16 protein-coding genes are annotated in these 15,476 nt (G+C 73.2%); 10 read left to right on the top strand and 6 right to left on the bottom strand.

The annotated features are described in order from the left end of the window. The first annotated feature begins 17 nt into the window (after positions 1-17). Both ACSP97_RS08825 and ACSP97_RS08820 read left to right on the top strand, forming a co-directional pair. A complete protein-coding gene (locus tag ACSP97_RS08825) occupies positions 18-1,025 on the top strand; it encodes an ADP-ribosylglycohydrolase family protein (protein WP_355152974.1) in 1,008 nt (335 codons plus the stop codon). Positions 1,026-1,029: 4 nt separating this feature from the next. Continuing rightward, the gene (locus ACSP97_RS08820; RefSeq protein WP_355328171.1) at positions 1,030-1,782 is read left to right on the top strand and encodes a nucleotidyltransferase domain-containing protein; all 753 of its coding nucleotides are present in this window, start codon (positions 1,030-1,032) and stop codon (positions 1,780-1,782) included. Positions 1,783-1,911: 129 nt separating this feature from the next. Here ACSP97_RS08820 and ACSP97_RS08815 read toward each other — a convergent pair whose 3' ends face one another. Both ACSP97_RS08815 and ACSP97_RS08810 read right to left on the bottom strand, forming a co-directional pair. Then, positions 1,912-2,610, bottom strand: a complete 699-nt coding sequence (locus ACSP97_RS08815; RefSeq protein WP_440557015.1) for a nucleotidyltransferase domain-containing protein — start codon at positions 2,608-2,610, stop codon at positions 1,912-1,914. Between the two features lie 21 nt (positions 2,611-2,631). Next, complete coding sequence (locus tag ACSP97_RS08810; protein ID WP_355152969.1) at positions 2,632-3,111, bottom strand: Rieske (2Fe-2S) protein; 480 nt, start codon at positions 3,109-3,111, stop codon at positions 2,632-2,634. 176 nt (positions 3,112-3,287) lie between these two features. Between ACSP97_RS08810 and aroH the strand changes: the two genes are divergently transcribed. The 5 genes from aroH (at position 3,288) to der (ending at position 7,761) form a co-directional block, all read left to right on the top strand. Beyond that, complete coding sequence (aroH, locus tag ACSP97_RS08805; protein WP_355152967.1) at positions 3,288-3,650, top strand: chorismate mutase; 363 nt, start codon at positions 3,288-3,290, stop codon at positions 3,648-3,650. After that, entirely contained in the window at positions 3,647-4,732 is a 1,086-nt protein-coding gene (locus ACSP97_RS08800; protein WP_355328173.1) for a prephenate dehydrogenase, read from the top strand. Before aroH ends, ACSP97_RS08800 begins: the two co-directional genes overlap by 4 nt. A gap of 118 nt (positions 4,733-4,850) precedes the next feature. Beyond that, complete coding sequence (gene cmk / locus ACSP97_RS08795) at positions 4,851-5,546, top strand: (d)CMP kinase (protein WP_355152963.1); 696 nt, start codon at positions 4,851-4,853, stop codon at positions 5,544-5,546. Positions 5,547-5,599: 53 nt separating this feature from the next. Beyond that, positions 5,600-6,202 (top strand): lysophospholipid acyltransferase family protein, encoded by a 603-nt coding sequence (locus ACSP97_RS08790; RefSeq protein ID WP_355153017.1) that lies wholly within the window; start codon positions 5,600-5,602, stop codon positions 6,200-6,202. A gap of 77 nt (positions 6,203-6,279) precedes the next feature. Next, positions 6,280-7,761: a ribosome biogenesis GTPase Der gene (der, locus tag ACSP97_RS08785; RefSeq protein ID WP_180331737.1), complete on the top strand. Its 1,482-nt coding sequence runs from the start codon at positions 6,280-6,282 to the stop codon at positions 7,759-7,761. A gap of 69 nt (positions 7,762-7,830) precedes the next feature. Here der and ACSP97_RS08780 read toward each other — a convergent pair whose 3' ends face one another. Together ACSP97_RS08780 and ACSP97_RS08775 are read right to left on the bottom strand one after the other, a co-directional pair. Beyond that, positions 7,831-8,229 carry a hypothetical protein gene (locus ACSP97_RS08780; protein WP_355152961.1) on the bottom strand — a complete coding sequence of 133 codons (399 nt, stop codon included), beginning with the start codon at positions 8,227-8,229 and terminating at the stop codon, positions 7,831-7,833. A 67-nt stretch (positions 8,230-8,296) separates the two neighbouring features. Next, positions 8,297-9,079, bottom strand: coding sequence for a hypothetical protein (locus ACSP97_RS08775; RefSeq protein ID WP_355152959.1), 783 nt, complete (start codon positions 9,077-9,079; stop codon positions 8,297-8,299). Between the two features lie 539 nt (positions 9,080-9,618). Here ACSP97_RS08775 and ACSP97_RS08770 point away from each other — a divergent pair. After that, a complete protein-coding gene (locus tag ACSP97_RS08770) occupies positions 9,619-10,281 on the top strand; it encodes a transglycosylase family protein (protein ID WP_440557010.1) in 663 nt (220 codons plus the stop codon). Between the two features lie 410 nt (positions 10,282-10,691). After that, positions 10,692-10,907 carry an I78 family peptidase inhibitor gene (locus ACSP97_RS08765; protein ID WP_355152955.1) on the top strand — a complete coding sequence of 72 codons (216 nt, stop codon included), beginning with the start codon at positions 10,692-10,694 and terminating at the stop codon, positions 10,905-10,907. A 103-nt stretch (positions 10,908-11,010) separates the two neighbouring features. Here ACSP97_RS08765 and ACSP97_RS08760 read toward each other — a convergent pair whose 3' ends face one another. Together ACSP97_RS08760 and ACSP97_RS08755 are read right to left on the bottom strand one after the other, a co-directional pair. Continuing rightward, on the bottom strand, positions 11,011-12,042 hold the full coding sequence (locus tag ACSP97_RS08760; RefSeq protein WP_358275823.1) for a phosphatase PAP2 family protein: 1,032 nt from the start codon (positions 12,040-12,042) through the stop codon (positions 11,011-11,013). A gap of 237 nt (positions 12,043-12,279) precedes the next feature. Then, positions 12,280-13,521 (bottom strand): glycosyltransferase family 39 protein, encoded by a 1,242-nt coding sequence (locus ACSP97_RS08755; RefSeq protein ID WP_440557008.1) that lies wholly within the window; start codon positions 13,519-13,521, stop codon positions 12,280-12,282. A gap of 254 nt (positions 13,522-13,775) precedes the next feature. Here ACSP97_RS08755 and ACSP97_RS08750 point away from each other — a divergent pair, with 254 nt between their 5' ends. Continuing rightward, complete coding sequence (locus ACSP97_RS08750; RefSeq protein ID WP_440557007.1) at positions 13,776-15,401, top strand: MFS transporter; 1,626 nt, start codon at positions 13,776-13,778, stop codon at positions 15,399-15,401. The last annotated feature ends 75 nt before the right edge of the window (positions 15,402-15,476 follow it).

Raw genomic sequence — 15,476 nt, 5'->3', positions numbered from 1 at the left:
AAGGGGGATGATCTTTTATGTCCAAGCGGCCGGCCACCGGAGCGCTCCTCGGCCTCGCCCTCGGGGACGCCCTGGGCTTCCCGACCGAGTTCAACAAGGTGCCCGACATCATCGCCAAGTGCGGGCCCTGGCGCGGGATGGAGTTGCCGCGGCGTGCCTTCGTCTCCGACGACACCCAGATGACGCTCGCCCTCGGGCGCGGCCTGCGGCGGGCGATGGCGCACGGCCCCCTCACGCCCGCGAGCCTGGAACCCCCGCTGCGCGAGGAGTTCGTGGACTGGTACGAGTCGCCGGACAACAACCGCGCGCCGGGCAACACCTGCCTGACCGCCTGCCGGCTGCTGATGGACGGGGGACGCGGCTGGCAGGACGCCAGCCAGGTCGGCTCCAAGGGCTGCGGCGCCAACATGCGCGTCGCCCCGATCGGGCTCGCCCCCGGGCTGAGCGCCGAACAGCGGTCCGGCGCCGCCCAGTTGCAGTCCGCGCTCACCCACGGCCACCCCACCGCGCTGGCCGCCTCCGACCTCACCGCCCACGCGGTCCACCTGCTCGCGCGGGGCACCGAACCGGCCGCGCTGGTCGGGCGGCTGCGTGCCCACGCCGTCGAACAGCGCACCCGCTACGACCACCTCTGGCTCGGCGACCTGTGGACCCGCTCCCAGGATCCGGGCCCCGAACACTTCATCGCGCGCGGCTGGGACGAGTGCCTGGCGATCCTGGACCGGATCGAGGCGGCCGTCGCCACCCACTCGCCGGAGGCCGATCCGTGCGAGGCCACCGGCGAGGGCTGGATCGCCGAGGAGGCCTTCGCCACCGGGCTGCTGTGCTTCCTGCTCTTCCCCGACGAACCCCTCACCGCCCTGCGCCGGGCCGCCTGCACCGCCGGCGACTCCGACTCCATCGCCTGCCTCACCGGCGCCTTCGCGGGCGCCTGGCTCGGCGCGGACGCCTGGCCCGCCGACTGGGCCGAGCGGATCGAGTACCGGGAGGACCTGTTGGCATTGGGCACGCTCTGGGACGCTTAGGCCCATGATCGACAACCTCGACATGGATCTCGCGCCCGTCATCGCCGAGCAGCCCGACCCCCTGCTGTTCGCCACCGTCTCCGGCGCCCACCTGTACGGCTTCCCCTCGCAGGACTCGGACGTGGACCTGCGGGGCGTCCACCTGCTGCCCACCGCCGACCTCGTCGGCCTGCGCGAGCCGGAGGAGACCCGGTCGAAGGCATGGGTGCGCTACGGGGTCGAACTGGACCTGGTCACCCACGACCTGCGCAAGTTCGTACGGCTGATGCTGCGCCGCAACGGCTATGTGCTGGAACAACTGCTCTCGCCGCTCGTCGTGCACACCGGCGAGACGCACCGGGAACTGGCCGCCCTCGCCCCGGCCGTGCTCACCAGCCACCACGCCCACCACTACCGGGGGTTCGCGGTCACCCAGTGGCGGCTGTTCGAGAAGACCGGCGAACTCAAGCCGCTGCTCTACACGTTCCGCGTGCTGCTCACCGGCGTCCACCTCATGCGCACCGGCCGCATACAGGCCCACCTGCCCACCCTGGCGGCCGAGTGGGACGCGCCCGCGTACGTGCCCGAGCTGATCGCCGCGAAGGCGGAGCGGGAGCACGGGGTGTTCTCCGGGCTCGACCAGGAGCGGGTGGCACAGGACGTGGAGCGGTTGCACCAGGCCCTCGACGAGGCCCAGGCCGCGTCGGTGCTGCCGGACACGGCGGGCGGTCACGAGGCGTTGCACGACTTCGTGGTCCGGGTACGGCTGGCCGGCTGAGGACCGGACGGCCGGGGGCGTGGGAAGGGCCGGCGGGTGCGGGCACGGGCACGATTGCGGCCGGCGGGCCGAGGGTGCGGCCGGCGGGCCGAGGGCCGGTGGCCGCGGGTCATGGACGCGGGCGGCGGTTCACCGGCGCGGCGGCGACGCCAGGGCGGAGGCGCGGCGGACGCGGAAGAGGAAGTCCGCCACCCGGGCGTGGTCCGGCTCCGGCGGCAGCGGGGTGTGGCGCAGGGCCGCCTCCGTCTCGGCCCCGAGCCGGGCCATCCGCGCCTCGACCTCGGACCAGGGCACCTCGCCCCGCTTCACGGCCAGCAGCGGCTCGCGCGCCTCGCCCACGTCGATGCGCAGCTCGCCGGTGCGCAGCAGATCCCGGCAGCTGATCAGCAGCCGCAGCAGGTGCATGGCGTGCTTCCAGCGCGGGGCACCCGTCGTCCGTACATCGGCGTCGAGCTTCCTGCGCTGGCCGAGGGCGTAGCGGGTGAAGGTGCCGTACGCCCGGCGGGAGAGGAACGCGCCGCGCAGGGACAGCAGTTCACGGCCGGTGTCGTCCACCCGCTCCACCAGCGGGGAGTGCAGGCACTCCAGGACGTTCGGGTTGCCCCGCAGCGCCAGCTCGCAGAACCGCTCCAGCTCCCAGGAGAACCGCTCCTCGTCCGGCCCCTCCACATGCGTCGGCGGCTTCTCGAACCGCCAGAACAGGGCGGTGGGCGCGAGGAACACGCCCCGCCGGTCGGTGTCGCTGGCCTCCGTGGCCAGGCCGAAGGCCCGGGAACCCATGACACAGGAGTAGACGGTGTGGTCGCGTACCAGGGCCTCGGGCTGCATGCCCGGAGCCTACGCGGCGGTTCAGCCCAGCTGGATCGAGTTTCCCTCGACCTTGATCCGCTTCTCCTCCAGCGGCTTGGTCGCCGGGCCCTCGGCCACCGAACCGTCCGCGATCTTGAACTTGCTGCCGTGGCAGGGGCAGTCGATGGTGCCGTTCTGCACCCGGCTCACCGTGCACCCCATGTGCGTGCAGACGGCCGAGAACGCCTTGAACTCGCCCTTCGACGGCTGCGTCACCACGATCTTCTGCCCGTCGAAGACCTTGCCGCCGCCCTCCGGGATGTCGCCGGTGCTCGCCAGCTTCTTCGCGTCGGCCGCCGGGGAGGTGGAGGCGGCCGGGGACGCCGGGGACGCCGGCCGCGTCGGGGAGGGGCTGTCCGTGCCGTTCCGGGTGTTGTCGGCGGCGGCGCTGGTGCTGCCGCCGTTGTTGCCGCCGCAGCCGGTCGCGAGCGCCGCCGCGCCCGTCGCGATCACCGTGCGCCGCGTCGCGCCCTGGGTCATCTCACCACTCCGTACACATGTCGGGATGCGGATACCGACGCTCCTTGAAAGCGTCGAAACCGGAAGAAACCGGTACGCGTATCGTCTCAGCGATCGGGCGCCCGGCGCTCGGCTGACGCGGGCTGACTACGCTGGACGGGCGAGCACGACAACACCTGTCAGCGAGGAGCGACACCGTGGCGGTACGAGCGGTCCGGGGGGCCGTCCAGCTGGAGCGGGACGAGGCCGGTCACATGGACGAGCGGGTCGGCGCCCTGCTCACCGCCGTCCTGGAGCGGAACGCACTGGCCCCGGACGACCTGATCAGCGTCTGGTTCACCGCCACCCCCGATCTGCGCAGCGACTTCCCGGCCGCCGCCGCCCGCAAGCTGGGCATCGTCGACGTGCCCCTGATCTGCGCCCAGGAGCTGGACGTCGAGGGCGCCATGCCCCGGGTCGTCCGGATCCTCGCCCATGTCGAGACGGACCGGCCCCGCGCCGACATCGCCCACGTCTACCTCGGCGCCGCGGCCGCCCTGCGCAAGGACATTGCCCAGTGAGAACCGCACTCGTCATCGGCACCGGCCTGATCGGCACCTCCGCCGCCCTTGCCCTGACCCAGCGCGGTGTCACCGTGCACCTCGCCGACCACGACGCGGAGCACGCCCGGACCGCCGCCGCGCTCGGCGCCGGCACCGACGCACCCCCCGAGGGCCCCGTCGACCTGGCGATCGTCGCCGCCCCGCCCGCGCACGTGGCCACGGTCCTCGCCGACGCCATGCGCCGCGAACTCGCCCGCGGCTACCTGGACGTGGCCAGCGTCAAGGGCGGTCCCCGCCGGGAGCTGGAGGCGCTCGGCCTGGACCTCACCGCCTACCTCGGCACGCACCCGATGTCCGGCCGGGAGAAGTCCGGCCCGCTGGCCGCCACCGGCGACCTCTTCGAGGGCCGCCCCTGGGTGCTCACCCCCACCCGGGACACCGACACCGAGGTGCTCAACCTCGCCCTGGAACTGGTCTCGCACTGCCGGGCCGTCCCCGTCGTCATGGACGCCGACGCCCACGACCGCGCCGTGGCCCTCGTCTCCCACATGCCCCACCTGGTCTCCAGCATGGTCGCCGCGCGCCTGGAACACGCCGACGAGGCCGCCGTACGGCTGTGCGGACAGGGCATCCGGGACGTGACCCGGATCGCCGCCTCCGACCCCCGGATGTGGATCGACATCCTCTCCGCCAACCCGGGCCCGGTCGCCGACCTGCTCGCCGACGTCGCCGCCGACCTGGACGAGACCGTGGCGGCCCTGCGCGCCCTGCAGTCGACCGACGAGGACAAGCGGCGCGCGGGCAGCGCCGGGGTGGAGCAGCTGCTGCGCCGCGGCAACGCGGGCCAGGTGCGGGTACCCGGCAAGCACGGCAGCGCGCCGCGGGTCTACGAGACCGTCGTCGTGCTCATCGACGACCAGCCCGGCCAGCTGGCGCGGATCTTCGCCGACGCGGGCCGCGCCGGGGTCAACATCGAGGACGTGCGCATCGAGCACGCCACCGGGCAGCAGGCGGGTCTGATGCAGCTCATGGTCGAACCGCACGCGGCCCCGGTGCTCAGCAGCGCGCTGCGCGAGCGGGGCTGGGCGCTGCGGCAGTAGGGCGGCGGAGGCGGGCGGTGATGTGCGTCCGGACGAGTGACCCACACCCAGTAACCTTGTGCGGGGCGCTCTCGCACCCCGCCCCCCGCTCACACCGCACACCCAGGAAGGTGCCCCCGTGGAAAACGGCGCCGCCCCGACCGCCAAGCCCGTGATCGTCGCGATCGACGGTCCCTCCGGCACGGGCAAGTCGAGCACGTCGAAGGCCGTGGCCGCGCAGCTCGGCCTGAGCTACCTGGACACCGGGGCCCAGTACCGGGCGATCACCTGGTGGATGGTGAACAACGGCATCGACCTGACGGACCCCACCGCCGTCGCGGCCGTCGCGGGCAAGGCCGACATCGTCTCCGGCACCGACCCGGCCGCCCCGACCATCACGGTCGACGGGGTGGACGTGGCCGCGGCGATCCGCACCCAGGAGGTCACCTCCAAGGTCAGCGCGGTCAGCGCGGTGCCCGAGGTGCGCGCCCGGATCACCGAGCTCCAGCGCTCGCTGGCGGCCCGTGCCGAGCGGGGCATCGTGGTCGAGGGCCGGGACATCGGTACGACGGTGCTGCCGGACGCCGACCTGAAGATCTTCCTCACCGCCTCCCCGGAGGCCCGCGCCGCCCGCCGCAGCGGCGAGCTGAAGGGCGCGGACCTGCACGCCACCCGCGAGGCGCTGATCAAGCGGGACACCGCCGACTCCAGCCGCAAGACCTCCCCGCTCGCCAAGGCCGACGACGCGGTCGAGGTGGACACCACCGAGCTCACCCTCGCCCAGGTCATCGAGTGCGTCGTCACCCTGGTCGAGGAGAAGCGGACCGGGAAGTGAGCCTGCCCTCCGAAAGAGGCGCCGAGGTCGGGCGGCGCATCGGCGTCGGCCTGATGTACGGCCTGTGGAAGCCGCGGGTGCTCGGCGCCTGGAAGGTGCCCGCCACCGGCCCGGTGATCCTCGCGGTGAACCACTCGCACAACATCGACGGCCCGATGGTGATGGGCGTGGCGCCCCGGCCGACGCACTTCCTGATCAAGAAGGAGGCGTTCGTCGGACCGCTGGGCGACTTCCTGACCGGCATCGGCCAGCTGAAGGTGGACCGCGCCGCCGCCGACCGCACCGCCATCACCGACGCCCTCGGCGTCCTGGCGGCCGGGGGAGTGCTGGGCATCTTCCCGGAGGGCACCCGGGGCGAGGGCGACTTCGCCTCGCTGCGCGCGGGCCTCGCCTACTTCGCGGTCCGCAGTGGCGCGCCGATCGTGCCGGTGGCCGTCATGGGAAGCTCGGACCGGCCGGGCCGGTTGATAAAGGCGCTGCCCCCGCTGCGCTCCCGGGTCGACGTCGTCTTCGGTGACCCGTTCGACGCGGGCGACGGATCGGGACGGCGCACGCGCCGGGCGCTGGACGAGGCGACCGAGCGCATCCAGCAGCAGCTCACCGGCCACCTGGAAAACGCCAGGCGCCTGACCGGGCGCCGGGCCACACTTGAGTAGTGGATCAGCCCACCCGGGACCAGCCCGAGAGGGCCTGTTCCACCGATCACCACGATGAACGACGAGGTACGGACTTCATGAACGACGACATCCAGCCCGACGGCTCGGCCGCGCACGAGTACGAGCACGGGGCTCTCGGCGACGCCGAGTACGCGGAGTTCATGGAGCTCGCCGCGGAAGAGGGCTTCGACATCGAGGACGTCGAGGGCGCCATCGAGGCGGCGGGCCACGGCCCGCTGCCCGTGCTCGCCGTCGTCGGCCGCCCCAATGTCGGCAAGTCGACCCTGGTCAACCGGATCATCGGCCGCCGCGAGGCGGTCGTCGAGGACAAGCCGGGTGTGACCCGCGACCGCGTCACGTACGAGGCCGAGTGGGCGGGCCGCCGCTTCAAGGTGGTCGACACCGGCGGCTGGGAGCAGGACGTCCTCGGCATCGACGCCTCGGTGGCGGCCCAGGCCGAGTACGCGATCGAGGCCGCCGACGCGGTGGTCTTCGTGGTCGACGCCAAGGTCGGCGCGACCGATACCGACGAGGCCGTCGTCCGGCTGCTGCGCAAGGCCGGCAAGCCGGTGGTGCTGTGCGCCAACAAGGTCGACGGCCCGAGCGGCGAGGCCGACGCCGCCTATCTGTGGAACCTGGGCCTCGGCGAGCCCCACCCCGTCTCCGCGCTGCACGGCCGCGGCACCGGCGACATGCTGGACGCCGTCCTGGAGGCGCTGCCCGAGGCGCCCGAGCAGACCTTCGGCACCGCGCTCGGCGGCCCCCGCCGCATCGCGCTCATCGGCCGCCCGAACGTCGGCAAGTCCTCCCTGCTGAACAAGGTGGCCGGCGAGGAGCGCGTCGTCGTCAACGAGCTGGCGGGCACCACCCGTGACCCGGTGGACGAGATCATCGAGCTCGGCGGCGTCACCTGGAAGTTCGTGGACACCGCCGGTATCCGCAAGCGGGTCCACCTCCAGCAGGGCGCCGACTACTACGCCTCGCTGCGCACCGCCGCCGCCGTGGAGAAGGCCGAGGTCGCGGTCGTCCTGATCGACGCCTCCGAGAACATCTCCGTGCAGGACCAGCGGATCGTCACCATGGCGGTCGAGGCGGGCCGCGCGCTGGTCATCGCCTACAACAAGTGGGACACCCTGGACGAGGAGCGCCGCTACTACCTGGAGCGGGAGATCGAGACCGAGCTGGGCCAGGTCGCCTGGGCGCCCCGGGTGAACGTGTCCGCGCGCACCGGCCGCCACATGGAGAAGCTGGTTCCGGCCATCGAGACCGCGCTCGCCGGCTGGGAGACCCGCGTCCCCACCGGCCGGCTCAACGCCTTCCTCGGTGAGCTGGTCGCGGCCCACCCGCACCCGGTCCGGGGCGGCAAGCAGCCGCGCATCCTCTTCGGCACCCAGGCCGGCACCAAGCCGCCGCGCTTCGTGCTCTTCGCCTCGGGCTTCATCGAGGCGGGCTACCGGCGCTTCATCGAGCGCCGGCTGCGCGAGGAGTTCGGCTTCGAGGGCACCCCGATCCACATCTCGGTGCGGGTGCGCGAGAAGCGCGGCACGAAGAAGAAGTAGCACCGGCGGTACGACGTGAAGGGCGGCCCCCGCTTTCGGGGGCCGCCCTTCATCGTGGGTCCGGCACGCTCACGCGCCCCGGCGCGGTCCCGGCGGCAGCGCGGCGGGCACATGGTGCATCCCGGTGTCCTGCTCGGGCCGTCCGATGGTGCCGACCCGCTGCCACTGCGACTGCTGGCGGGCGTTGTAGGCACCCGCGCTGTAGGCGCTGTAGGAGCTGCTGAACGAGCCCGCCCGATGGCCGCCGTACGACCATCCCGTCCGGTCCGGCAGACCGAAGGGGACGAACCTCAGCCCCTCCTCCCCGCTGCGGTCGCCCGGCAGCGTGCGAAAGGCCTTGACCCACTCCGCGGAGAGCATGTCGAAGATCGGCGTGGCCGAGGCACCACCCGCCCCTTCCTGTCCCGTCCGGGCGGGCGGGACGGAGGAGAACGAGGACCGGCGGGGCGAAGTGTCGTATGCGTGCACGTATGTCCAAACGACGGCGCCCCCGAAGAGATGCGGTTTCGTGACCTGCCTTCGGGGGTGCGGTGGGTCAGGTGCCCGCGAGCGGCAGCGCCGCCGCCACCAGCTTGCCCTGCGCCGCGGCCCGGTCGAGGGAGTCCCGCAGCAGGTCCTCGCGGGGCTGGCGGCCGATCGAGCCCACCGGGGCGGCGAACATCAGCACCTGCTGGTGCTTGTTGGCCGAGGCCCGCCAGCCGTCGGTGACCTGGAGCGGCTGGTGCGCCTGCCACCAGGCCACCGGCTGGCCGCCGTGCGGGCCCGGCTGGAGGACCGCGTGCAGCTGACCGACCGCCAGCAGCACCGACCAGCCGTGCAGCACCGGCGGTACGGCGGCGATCTCGGTCACCGGCATGAACCCCTGCTCGATCAGCAGCGGCAGGAAGTCGTCCCCGGCCCCGGTGGTGCCCGGGCGCACGATGGGGGAGGTCGGCTCGACCACCAGTGCGGGATGCAACTCGCCCTCGATCAGGATGAGTCCGCTGGTCACGCCGAGCACCGCCTGCTCGGGCGCGGACCGCCGCGGCCCGTCGTCGGCGGCCTGCGCGCCGATGGAGCGGACGGCGCCCTGCAACTGCTCCTCGGTGACCTGGACGACCTGCGAGGGCAGGCAGCTGGCGTGGGCGAAGGCGAGGACCGCGGTCTCCTCGCCGACGAACAGAACGGTGCTGGTGCGCTCCTGCTCGGAGTCGCCCGGGGTGCGGCAGGACGTGCAGTCGTAACTGCCCGGGGCGTTCTCTCCGGCGAGCAGCCGGTCGGCTTCTTCGTCGCCGATCTCGGCGCGTACGGCGTCGCTGACGTCGAGCATGCGCGGCACGGGTGGCTCCCTTGGGATGCGTGCTGGACCGGTCGGGTGGCCCCCGGCCGATGAGCCCCAGGGTTCCGGGCTCATGAAGAAGACAACGGGCGTCCTGTGGTGGGAGTCACGCATGGCGGGGCACCGGTTCGAACCAACTGCCGCGCACGGTCACCCACGGTGCGGAATGCGCCACTCACGGTCAACTCGGCGCTCGGTCAAGCGACTTGGAGGGGTGAAGTGGGTCACAGCAGGCTGCCGGGCATGGTCGAAAAATCTGGAAATCAGTGTATGTAGTGGGTGGCCGAAAATCGCCGATACCCCCGGTAACGGTCAACTGGCCTGGAAGGACGGCCATTTGGTTGAAGTCCGGCGCCGACCCTCCCTACATTCCTCCGCCGTGTGCAACGAGCACCGCTCGGGTACGTCCGCCACCCGGCACCGGCAGCGCAGCATCGCCGGCACCGCGGGCGCGGACGGGGCGGGCGCGCGTCACCGCGGTCCTGCGCGGCGAGGCGCGTGCCGTCTGGGGGAGCCCGGGTCGCTGGAAAGGGAATTACATGTCCGAGTGTGCCGATACCACCCGCACCACCGCCCGTGACGACAGCACGCGCCGGGGCCGCACGACGGCCGTACTCGCCGGCGCCGCGCTGCTGGCCCCGCTGGGGCTGCTGACCGCGACCGGCAACGCAGCCGCCGCGGACAACGGGGTGTGGGACCGCATCGCCCAGTGCGAGAGCGGCGGCAACTGGCACATCAACACCGGCAACGGCTACTACGGCGGGCTCCAGTTCTCCGCCCACACCTGGCGCGCGTACGGCGGCTCCGCGTACGCCTCCACGGCCGACCGGGCCTCCCGGAGCGCGCAGATCGCCGTCGCGACGCGGGTCCAGCAGGCCCAGGGCTGGGGCGCCTGGCCGGTCTGCTCGGGGCGCGCGGGAGCGATGGGCTCCGCCCCCTCGCAGGTGAGCGTCGACAAGGGCCCGACGAAGAAGTCGGCCCCGGCCGGGACGCGGAAGCCGGCCCCCGCCGCCACGCCGAAGACCTCGCGGCACGCGTCCCCGTCCCGGGGCACGGGCGGCTACACGGTGCGCGCGGGCGACACGCTGTCCAGGATCGCCGCGCGGCACGGCACGACATGGCGGCACCTCTACGTCGCGAACAGGTCCGTGATCGGCACCGACCCCGACGTGATCGTGCCCGGACAGCACCTGACCCTCTGAGCCGGCGGTGCCGGGACCGGCCCGGTGACCCGCCCTCGGCCCGACGGCCCTCCGGCTCCCGCCGGAGGGCCGTGCCGCGTATCGCCCCCGCGTCATGTGCGGAATCCGTGAAAATCCCCATGCGGTGTCAGCTCCGGTGGTCCGGCGCGGGTTTCCCCGGAATCGCGCCCCCGGACCTCTCCCGGTCTTCGCCGCGGAAGTTTCCGGCGGGTAATTCGAAGCGCCGCGGCGGCACAAGGGAATTCAGTTCGAATGCCCCGGCGAGCGGTATGGAAACCCCCGAACGTGTGAGGGAGTTCGGCCGGAAGAGCCCCCGGAAGCTGTGACGGAAGCGTGACCCGGACCGGCGGCCGCTCCTCTCCGGACGTGCTCGGCTTCCGTCACCGCGCGTTGCGGCCTAGCGTGGCCGCATGGCACCGATTCCCCCTCCGCCAGCGGAGCCCCAGGACAGTCCGGACGGGTACGTCGGCCTCGACGCGGCGAGCGCCGAGCGGCTGGCCCGGCAGCGCGGCTGGTCGACCGTGCGGTCGCTGCCGCCGGACGCGATCATCACCATGGAGTACCGGGTGGGCCGGCTCAACTTCGAGGTGCGCGACGGCCGGGTGGCCCGCGCCTGGAAGGGCTGACGCCCGCGCCCCCGCACGGCAAAGGCCCCGCCCCGATGAGGGGGCGGGGCCTTCGCCGTGGCGCGGGGCGGTGTGCGTACCGGTCCCGCCGCCGTCCCGGCCGTCAGCCGCCTGTCAGGGGACGGGCCGCCGGCTGGGAGGTGCCGCGGGGTGCCCGGTCGCCGCCCGGCGGGCGGCGGCTGCCCGCCGGGGTGACCGGGCTGCGCTCGGAGCGGGCCGTGTGCGGTCCGGGTGCCAGGTGCGCCAGGCCCCGGGAGGCGCGGGTGGAGGAGACCGGCTCGCGGGCCGGCGCGGACTGCTCGGCCTCCGCGCCGCGCGGCGTCTTGAGCAGCACCGGCGCCAGCGGGGCGGCCGGCTCGGGAACGGGCCGGCTGCGCCGTACGCGCCAGCGGTCGCGCAGGTCGAACAGCCGGGTCTCGGTCTTGGCGATCAGCGGCTCGAACCAGGGCAGGGCAAGCAGGATCAGCAGGCCGGCGGCCCAGCCGAGGAGCACATCGCTGAGCCAGTGCGTACCGAGGTAGACGGTGGTCAGGCCGACGCCCAGCGAGGTGATCGCGGACAGCGCGGACAGCCAGCGCCGAGCACGCGGGGTGGAGGCCAGATAGGCCAGGATGCCCCAGGTCACCACCGCGTTGGCGGTGTGTCCGCTGGGAAATATATCGCCGCCCAGACCCATCTCGTTCGAGCCGATCACGGTCGCGTAGTGCGGACCGAGCCGCCCCATGCCGTACTTGGCGGCGCCGACCGTGGCGTTCAGCAGCAGCAGCGAGGTGGCCAGGGTGAGCAGCGGGCGCAGGGTGTGCTGGCGCCAGGAGCGCCAGCCGAGCCAGGCCGCGACCATCACCGCGGTGGGACCGCGCTGGCCGAGCACCACGTAGTAGTCGAGGAAGGCGTGGATCTGCGGCCACTGCTGGTACGGCCGGAAGAACATGACCTGCCAGTCGAGCCGGACGAGCCAGGAGGTGGTCACCACGGCCCACACGATCGCCAGGTAGAAGGCGAGGGTCGCGGAGAACAGCACGACCCGGTGCCGGCTCATCACCGGCACGTCGATATGGGCCGGCCGTTCCGGCTCCCGGTCCAGCCTGGCGAACACCCGGTCCAGACGCCGGGTGAGGTTCCGTTCGGTACGCACCCAATCGACGTTACAGCGAGTGAGCTGTGCTCCCGGTCGTAACAGCGGCTTTGTGATGACGATGTGATGTGGGAAACCTCTCAAGGGCGGTCGAATTCCGCCGGATTCCGCAATCCTGTGAGGCCGCGCTCTGTAATTCCTTTGATCGTGCCGGGTGTTGTTTATATGGCGCTTATAAATGCGTTAACCCGGTCCTGGGTCGCAATTCCCCGGAGCTTCACAGGCCGGACCCGCCGATCACGGGGGGCCGGAGCCGTTCAGCCAGAACGCCCCGTAGACCGCGGAGACGATCGCCAGCGCCGCCGTGACCAGGGCGGATCGGGAGGTGCGCAGCCGGGCGAGGGCCTCGGCGAGCGGGAGCAGCACCGGGAAGGCGGGCAGCAGCAGCCGGGGCTTGGAGCCGAAGTAGCTCGACGCGCACAGCGCCAGCGCCAGCACGATCCCCGTGTACACCAGCAGTTCGACCGGCTGGCCCCGGCGCACCCCGCTGACGTACAGCCAGAGCAGCAGCGCGACACCGGCGATCAGTCCGGCGCCCGCGAGCGCGGACGGGAATGACGTGAACTTGTCGGCCACGAAACGCGCGAAGGCGTATCCGCCGTCGAAGCCGTTGCGCCATCCGGCCTGGACGTCCAGGTAGCCGAACGGGCCCCCGCCGGTGCGACGGCCGACCCAGAGCACGTAGCCGGCCGCGCCGAGCGGGGCGATCAACACACCGAGGAGGCGCCGGAGGGTGAAGGGCAAAGGGACGCGTGTTGACGCTCCCGCCGTACCGGAAGGGGCGTGCGCAGTTCGCCGCACGCCGTCCGTGCGCGCCGCGCTTCGCTCCCGCACGAAGGAGATCGCGGCCGCGGTCCACACCGCGGCGACCACCGCGCCGCCCACCGGCCGGGTCAGCCCCGCCAGCGCCGCGAGCAGCCCCGCGCTCACCCACCGCCCGGTCAGCAGCGCGTACAGCGCCCAGGCCGCCAGCGCCGTGAACAGCGACTCGCTGTACGCCATCGACTGGACCACCGCGACCGGCAGCACCGCCCACAGCAGCACGGCGCAGACGCCCACCCGTCGCCCGTACACGTGCTCGGCGACCGCGTAGATCCCCGCCGCCGCGGCGAGCGAGGCCACCAGGGACACCACGAGACCGGCGTGCGCGTACGACAGCGGGGTGACCGCGTGCAGCCCCCGCTCCAGCCATGGCAGCAGCGGGAAGAACGCCAGATCGGAGTGGACGTCGCCGTTGGGCAGCCGCACCTGGTAGCCGTAGCCGAGTTCGGCGACTCGCGTGTACCAGAGGGAGTCCCAGCGCGCGGTCAGCAGGGTGAGGGCGCTCTTGCCGCGCGCGGCGCTCCACACCGCCAGCACCACCAGGCCCAGCACGCGGACCGCCGCGTAGCCCACGAGGGCCGGAACCGCCCGGCGCGGCAGCGGTGCGGGTGGGGGCGGGGCGGTGGGTGCGGCCACGCGCGTCTCGAGATCGGTCACGGGCTCGATTATCGACCGGACGGGGGAACGGACCGGCCGCCGGGGCGCGGTCAAGCCGGTACGGCGTGGTGTACGCCACAGAGATAGCCTCCCGGGGGTGAGAGGTCCGCCACGTGGGGGCGCGGCGGACTCGCGTAGGCTGACGAGCCATCCCCGTGGACAGCGCGGGCCGGGGACACCACTCCTTCCCGGCCGTACGACAGGCGGTCCCCGTCGCCCCGCTCCACGCGAGGGAACATCTGGGAGGTACGTACATGTCCGGGACGCCCACGGCTGCCCTACGGCAGCGCCGTAGGACGGCCGGGCCCGGTGCCAACCGCTGGGTCGTCCTCGTCGTCCTCTGCGCCAGCCTGCTGCTGGTCGCCCTCGACGCGACCGTGCTGCACGTGGCGGTCCCCGCGGTCACCGAGGACCTGCGGCCCGGCGCCACGGAACTGCTGTGGATCGTCGACGTCTACCCGCTGGTCTGCGCCTCGCTGCTGATCCTCTTCGGCACCCTCGGCGACCGCGTGGGGCGCAGACGCGTCCTGCTGCTCGGCTACGGCCTGTTCGGCGTGGCCTCCGCCGTCGCCGCGTCAGCGCACACGGCCGAGGTGCTGATCCTCGCCCGCGCCCTGCTCGGCGTCGGCGGCGCCATGATCATGCCCGCGACCCTGTCGATCCTCCGCCAGGTCTTCCCCGACCGGCGCGAGCGCGCCCTCGCCATCGGCGTGTGGAGCGCGGTGGCCGCCGTCGGCGCGGCGGTCGGCCCGCTGCTCGGCGGCTTTCTGCTGGAGCACTTCTGGTGGGGCTCGGTCTTCCTGATCAACATCCCGCTGATGCTGATCAGCCTCCCGGTCGGGCGGATCCTGCTGCCCGAGTCCCGGGGCGCGGCGGACGGCCCCTGGGACGTGATCGGCGCGCTGATGGCGGCGGCCGGCCTGTTCGGCGTCGTCTTCGGCGTCAAGCAGCTCGGCGGCGGCCATGCCCCGGCGAGCCCCCTGACCCTGCTGCCGCTGCCGGTCGGCGCGGTGCTGCTCGTCCTCTTCGTACGGCGCCAGCGGCGGCTGCCGCACCCACTGGTCGACCTGCGCCTGTTCCGCAGGCCCGCCTTCAGCACCGCGGTCGGCTGCATCGTGCTGGCGATGCTCGCGCTGGTTGGCCTGGAGCTGATCGCCGCGCAGTACCTGCAACTGGTGCTCGGCCTGTCCCCGCTCGCCACCGGCCTGCGGCTGCTGCCGCTGACCGTGGCGGCGATGGCCGCGGGCCTGCTGGGCGCGCGGGTGCTGCGCCGGTTCGGGCCGCGCCGGATGGTGTGCACCGGCTTCTGCGTCACGGCGATCGCGGTGCTGACCCTGACCGCGATGGGCCGCGCCGACAACCCGGCGCTGCTGCTGTCCGGCTTCGTGCTGCTCGGCCTCGGCCTGGAGACCACGCTGTTCGGCGCCTACGAGTCGATGCTCAGCGAGGCCCCGGCGGACCGGGCCGGCGGCGCGGCGGCGATCGGCGAGACCTCCTACCAGCTGGGCGCCGGTCTCGGCATCGCGCTCCTCGGCAGCGTGATGAACGCGGCGTACACCCCCCGGCTGCGTGCGGTGCCCGGCGTCTCCGCCGCGGACGCGACCGCCGCCGGGCACTCGCTGGGGGAGGCCTACGACGTGGCGCACCGGCTCGGCGGCGCGGCCGGGGCCGCGCTGCGCCGTGCGGCCCGGGACTCCTTCGTGCACGGGCTGCACGTGACCCTGCTGGTGAGCGCGGGGCTGTTGCTGCTGGGCGCGGTGATGGCGCTGCGGCTGCCGCGGGTCATGCAGTGCGGTACGGAACCGGAGCCGGTGCCGGACGAGGCCGGCCGGGAACTGCCCGCCCCGCGTGCCGCGCAGCAGCCGCGGGTCTCCGCCTGACCCCTCTGGACGTACGGGACACTGCGCCGTAACGTCGGCTGCGCCACCATAACTAGCGCTGCTAGTTTTCAGGTG

It is taken from the genome of Streptomyces sp. SCPE 10, from assembly GCF_051980735.1.
GTDB lineage: Bacteria > Actinomycetota > Actinomycetes > Streptomycetales > Streptomycetaceae > Streptomyces > Streptomyces misionensis.
Note: the sequence above shows the minus strand (reverse complement) of the source record. Positions and strands in the feature narration are given on the sequence as shown.

Excerpts from the sequence above, each read along its gene's own strand:
- ACSP97_RS08825 (WP_355152974.1), top strand. The coding sequence starts at position 18 with ATGTCCAAGCGGCCGGCCACCGGAGCGCTCCTCGGCCTCGCCCTCGGG.
- ACSP97_RS08820 (WP_355328171.1), top strand. The coding sequence starts at position 1,030 with ATGATCGACAACCTCGACATGGATCTCGCGCCCGTCATCGCCGAGCAG.
- ACSP97_RS08815 (WP_440557015.1), bottom strand. The coding sequence starts at position 2,610 with ATGCAGCCCGAGGCCCTGGTACGCGACCACACCGTCTACTCCTGTGTC.
- ACSP97_RS08810 (WP_355152969.1), bottom strand. The coding sequence starts at position 3,111 with ATGACCCAGGGCGCGACGCGGCGCACGGTGATCGCGACGGGCGCGGCG.
- ACSP97_RS08790 (WP_355153017.1), top strand. The coding sequence starts at position 5,600 with ATGTACGGCCTGTGGAAGCCGCGGGTGCTCGGCGCCTGGAAGGTGCCC.
- der (WP_180331737.1), top strand. The coding sequence starts at position 6,280 with ATGAACGACGACATCCAGCCCGACGGCTCGGCCGCGCACGAGTACGAG.
- ACSP97_RS08770 (WP_440557010.1), top strand. The coding sequence starts at position 9,619 with ATGTCCGAGTGTGCCGATACCACCCGCACCACCGCCCGTGACGACAGC.
- ACSP97_RS08765 (WP_355152955.1), top strand. The coding sequence starts at position 10,692 with ATGGCACCGATTCCCCCTCCGCCAGCGGAGCCCCAGGACAGTCCGGAC.
- ACSP97_RS08750 (WP_440557007.1), top strand. The coding sequence starts at position 13,776 with ATGTCCGGGACGCCCACGGCTGCCCTACGGCAGCGCCGTAGGACGGCC.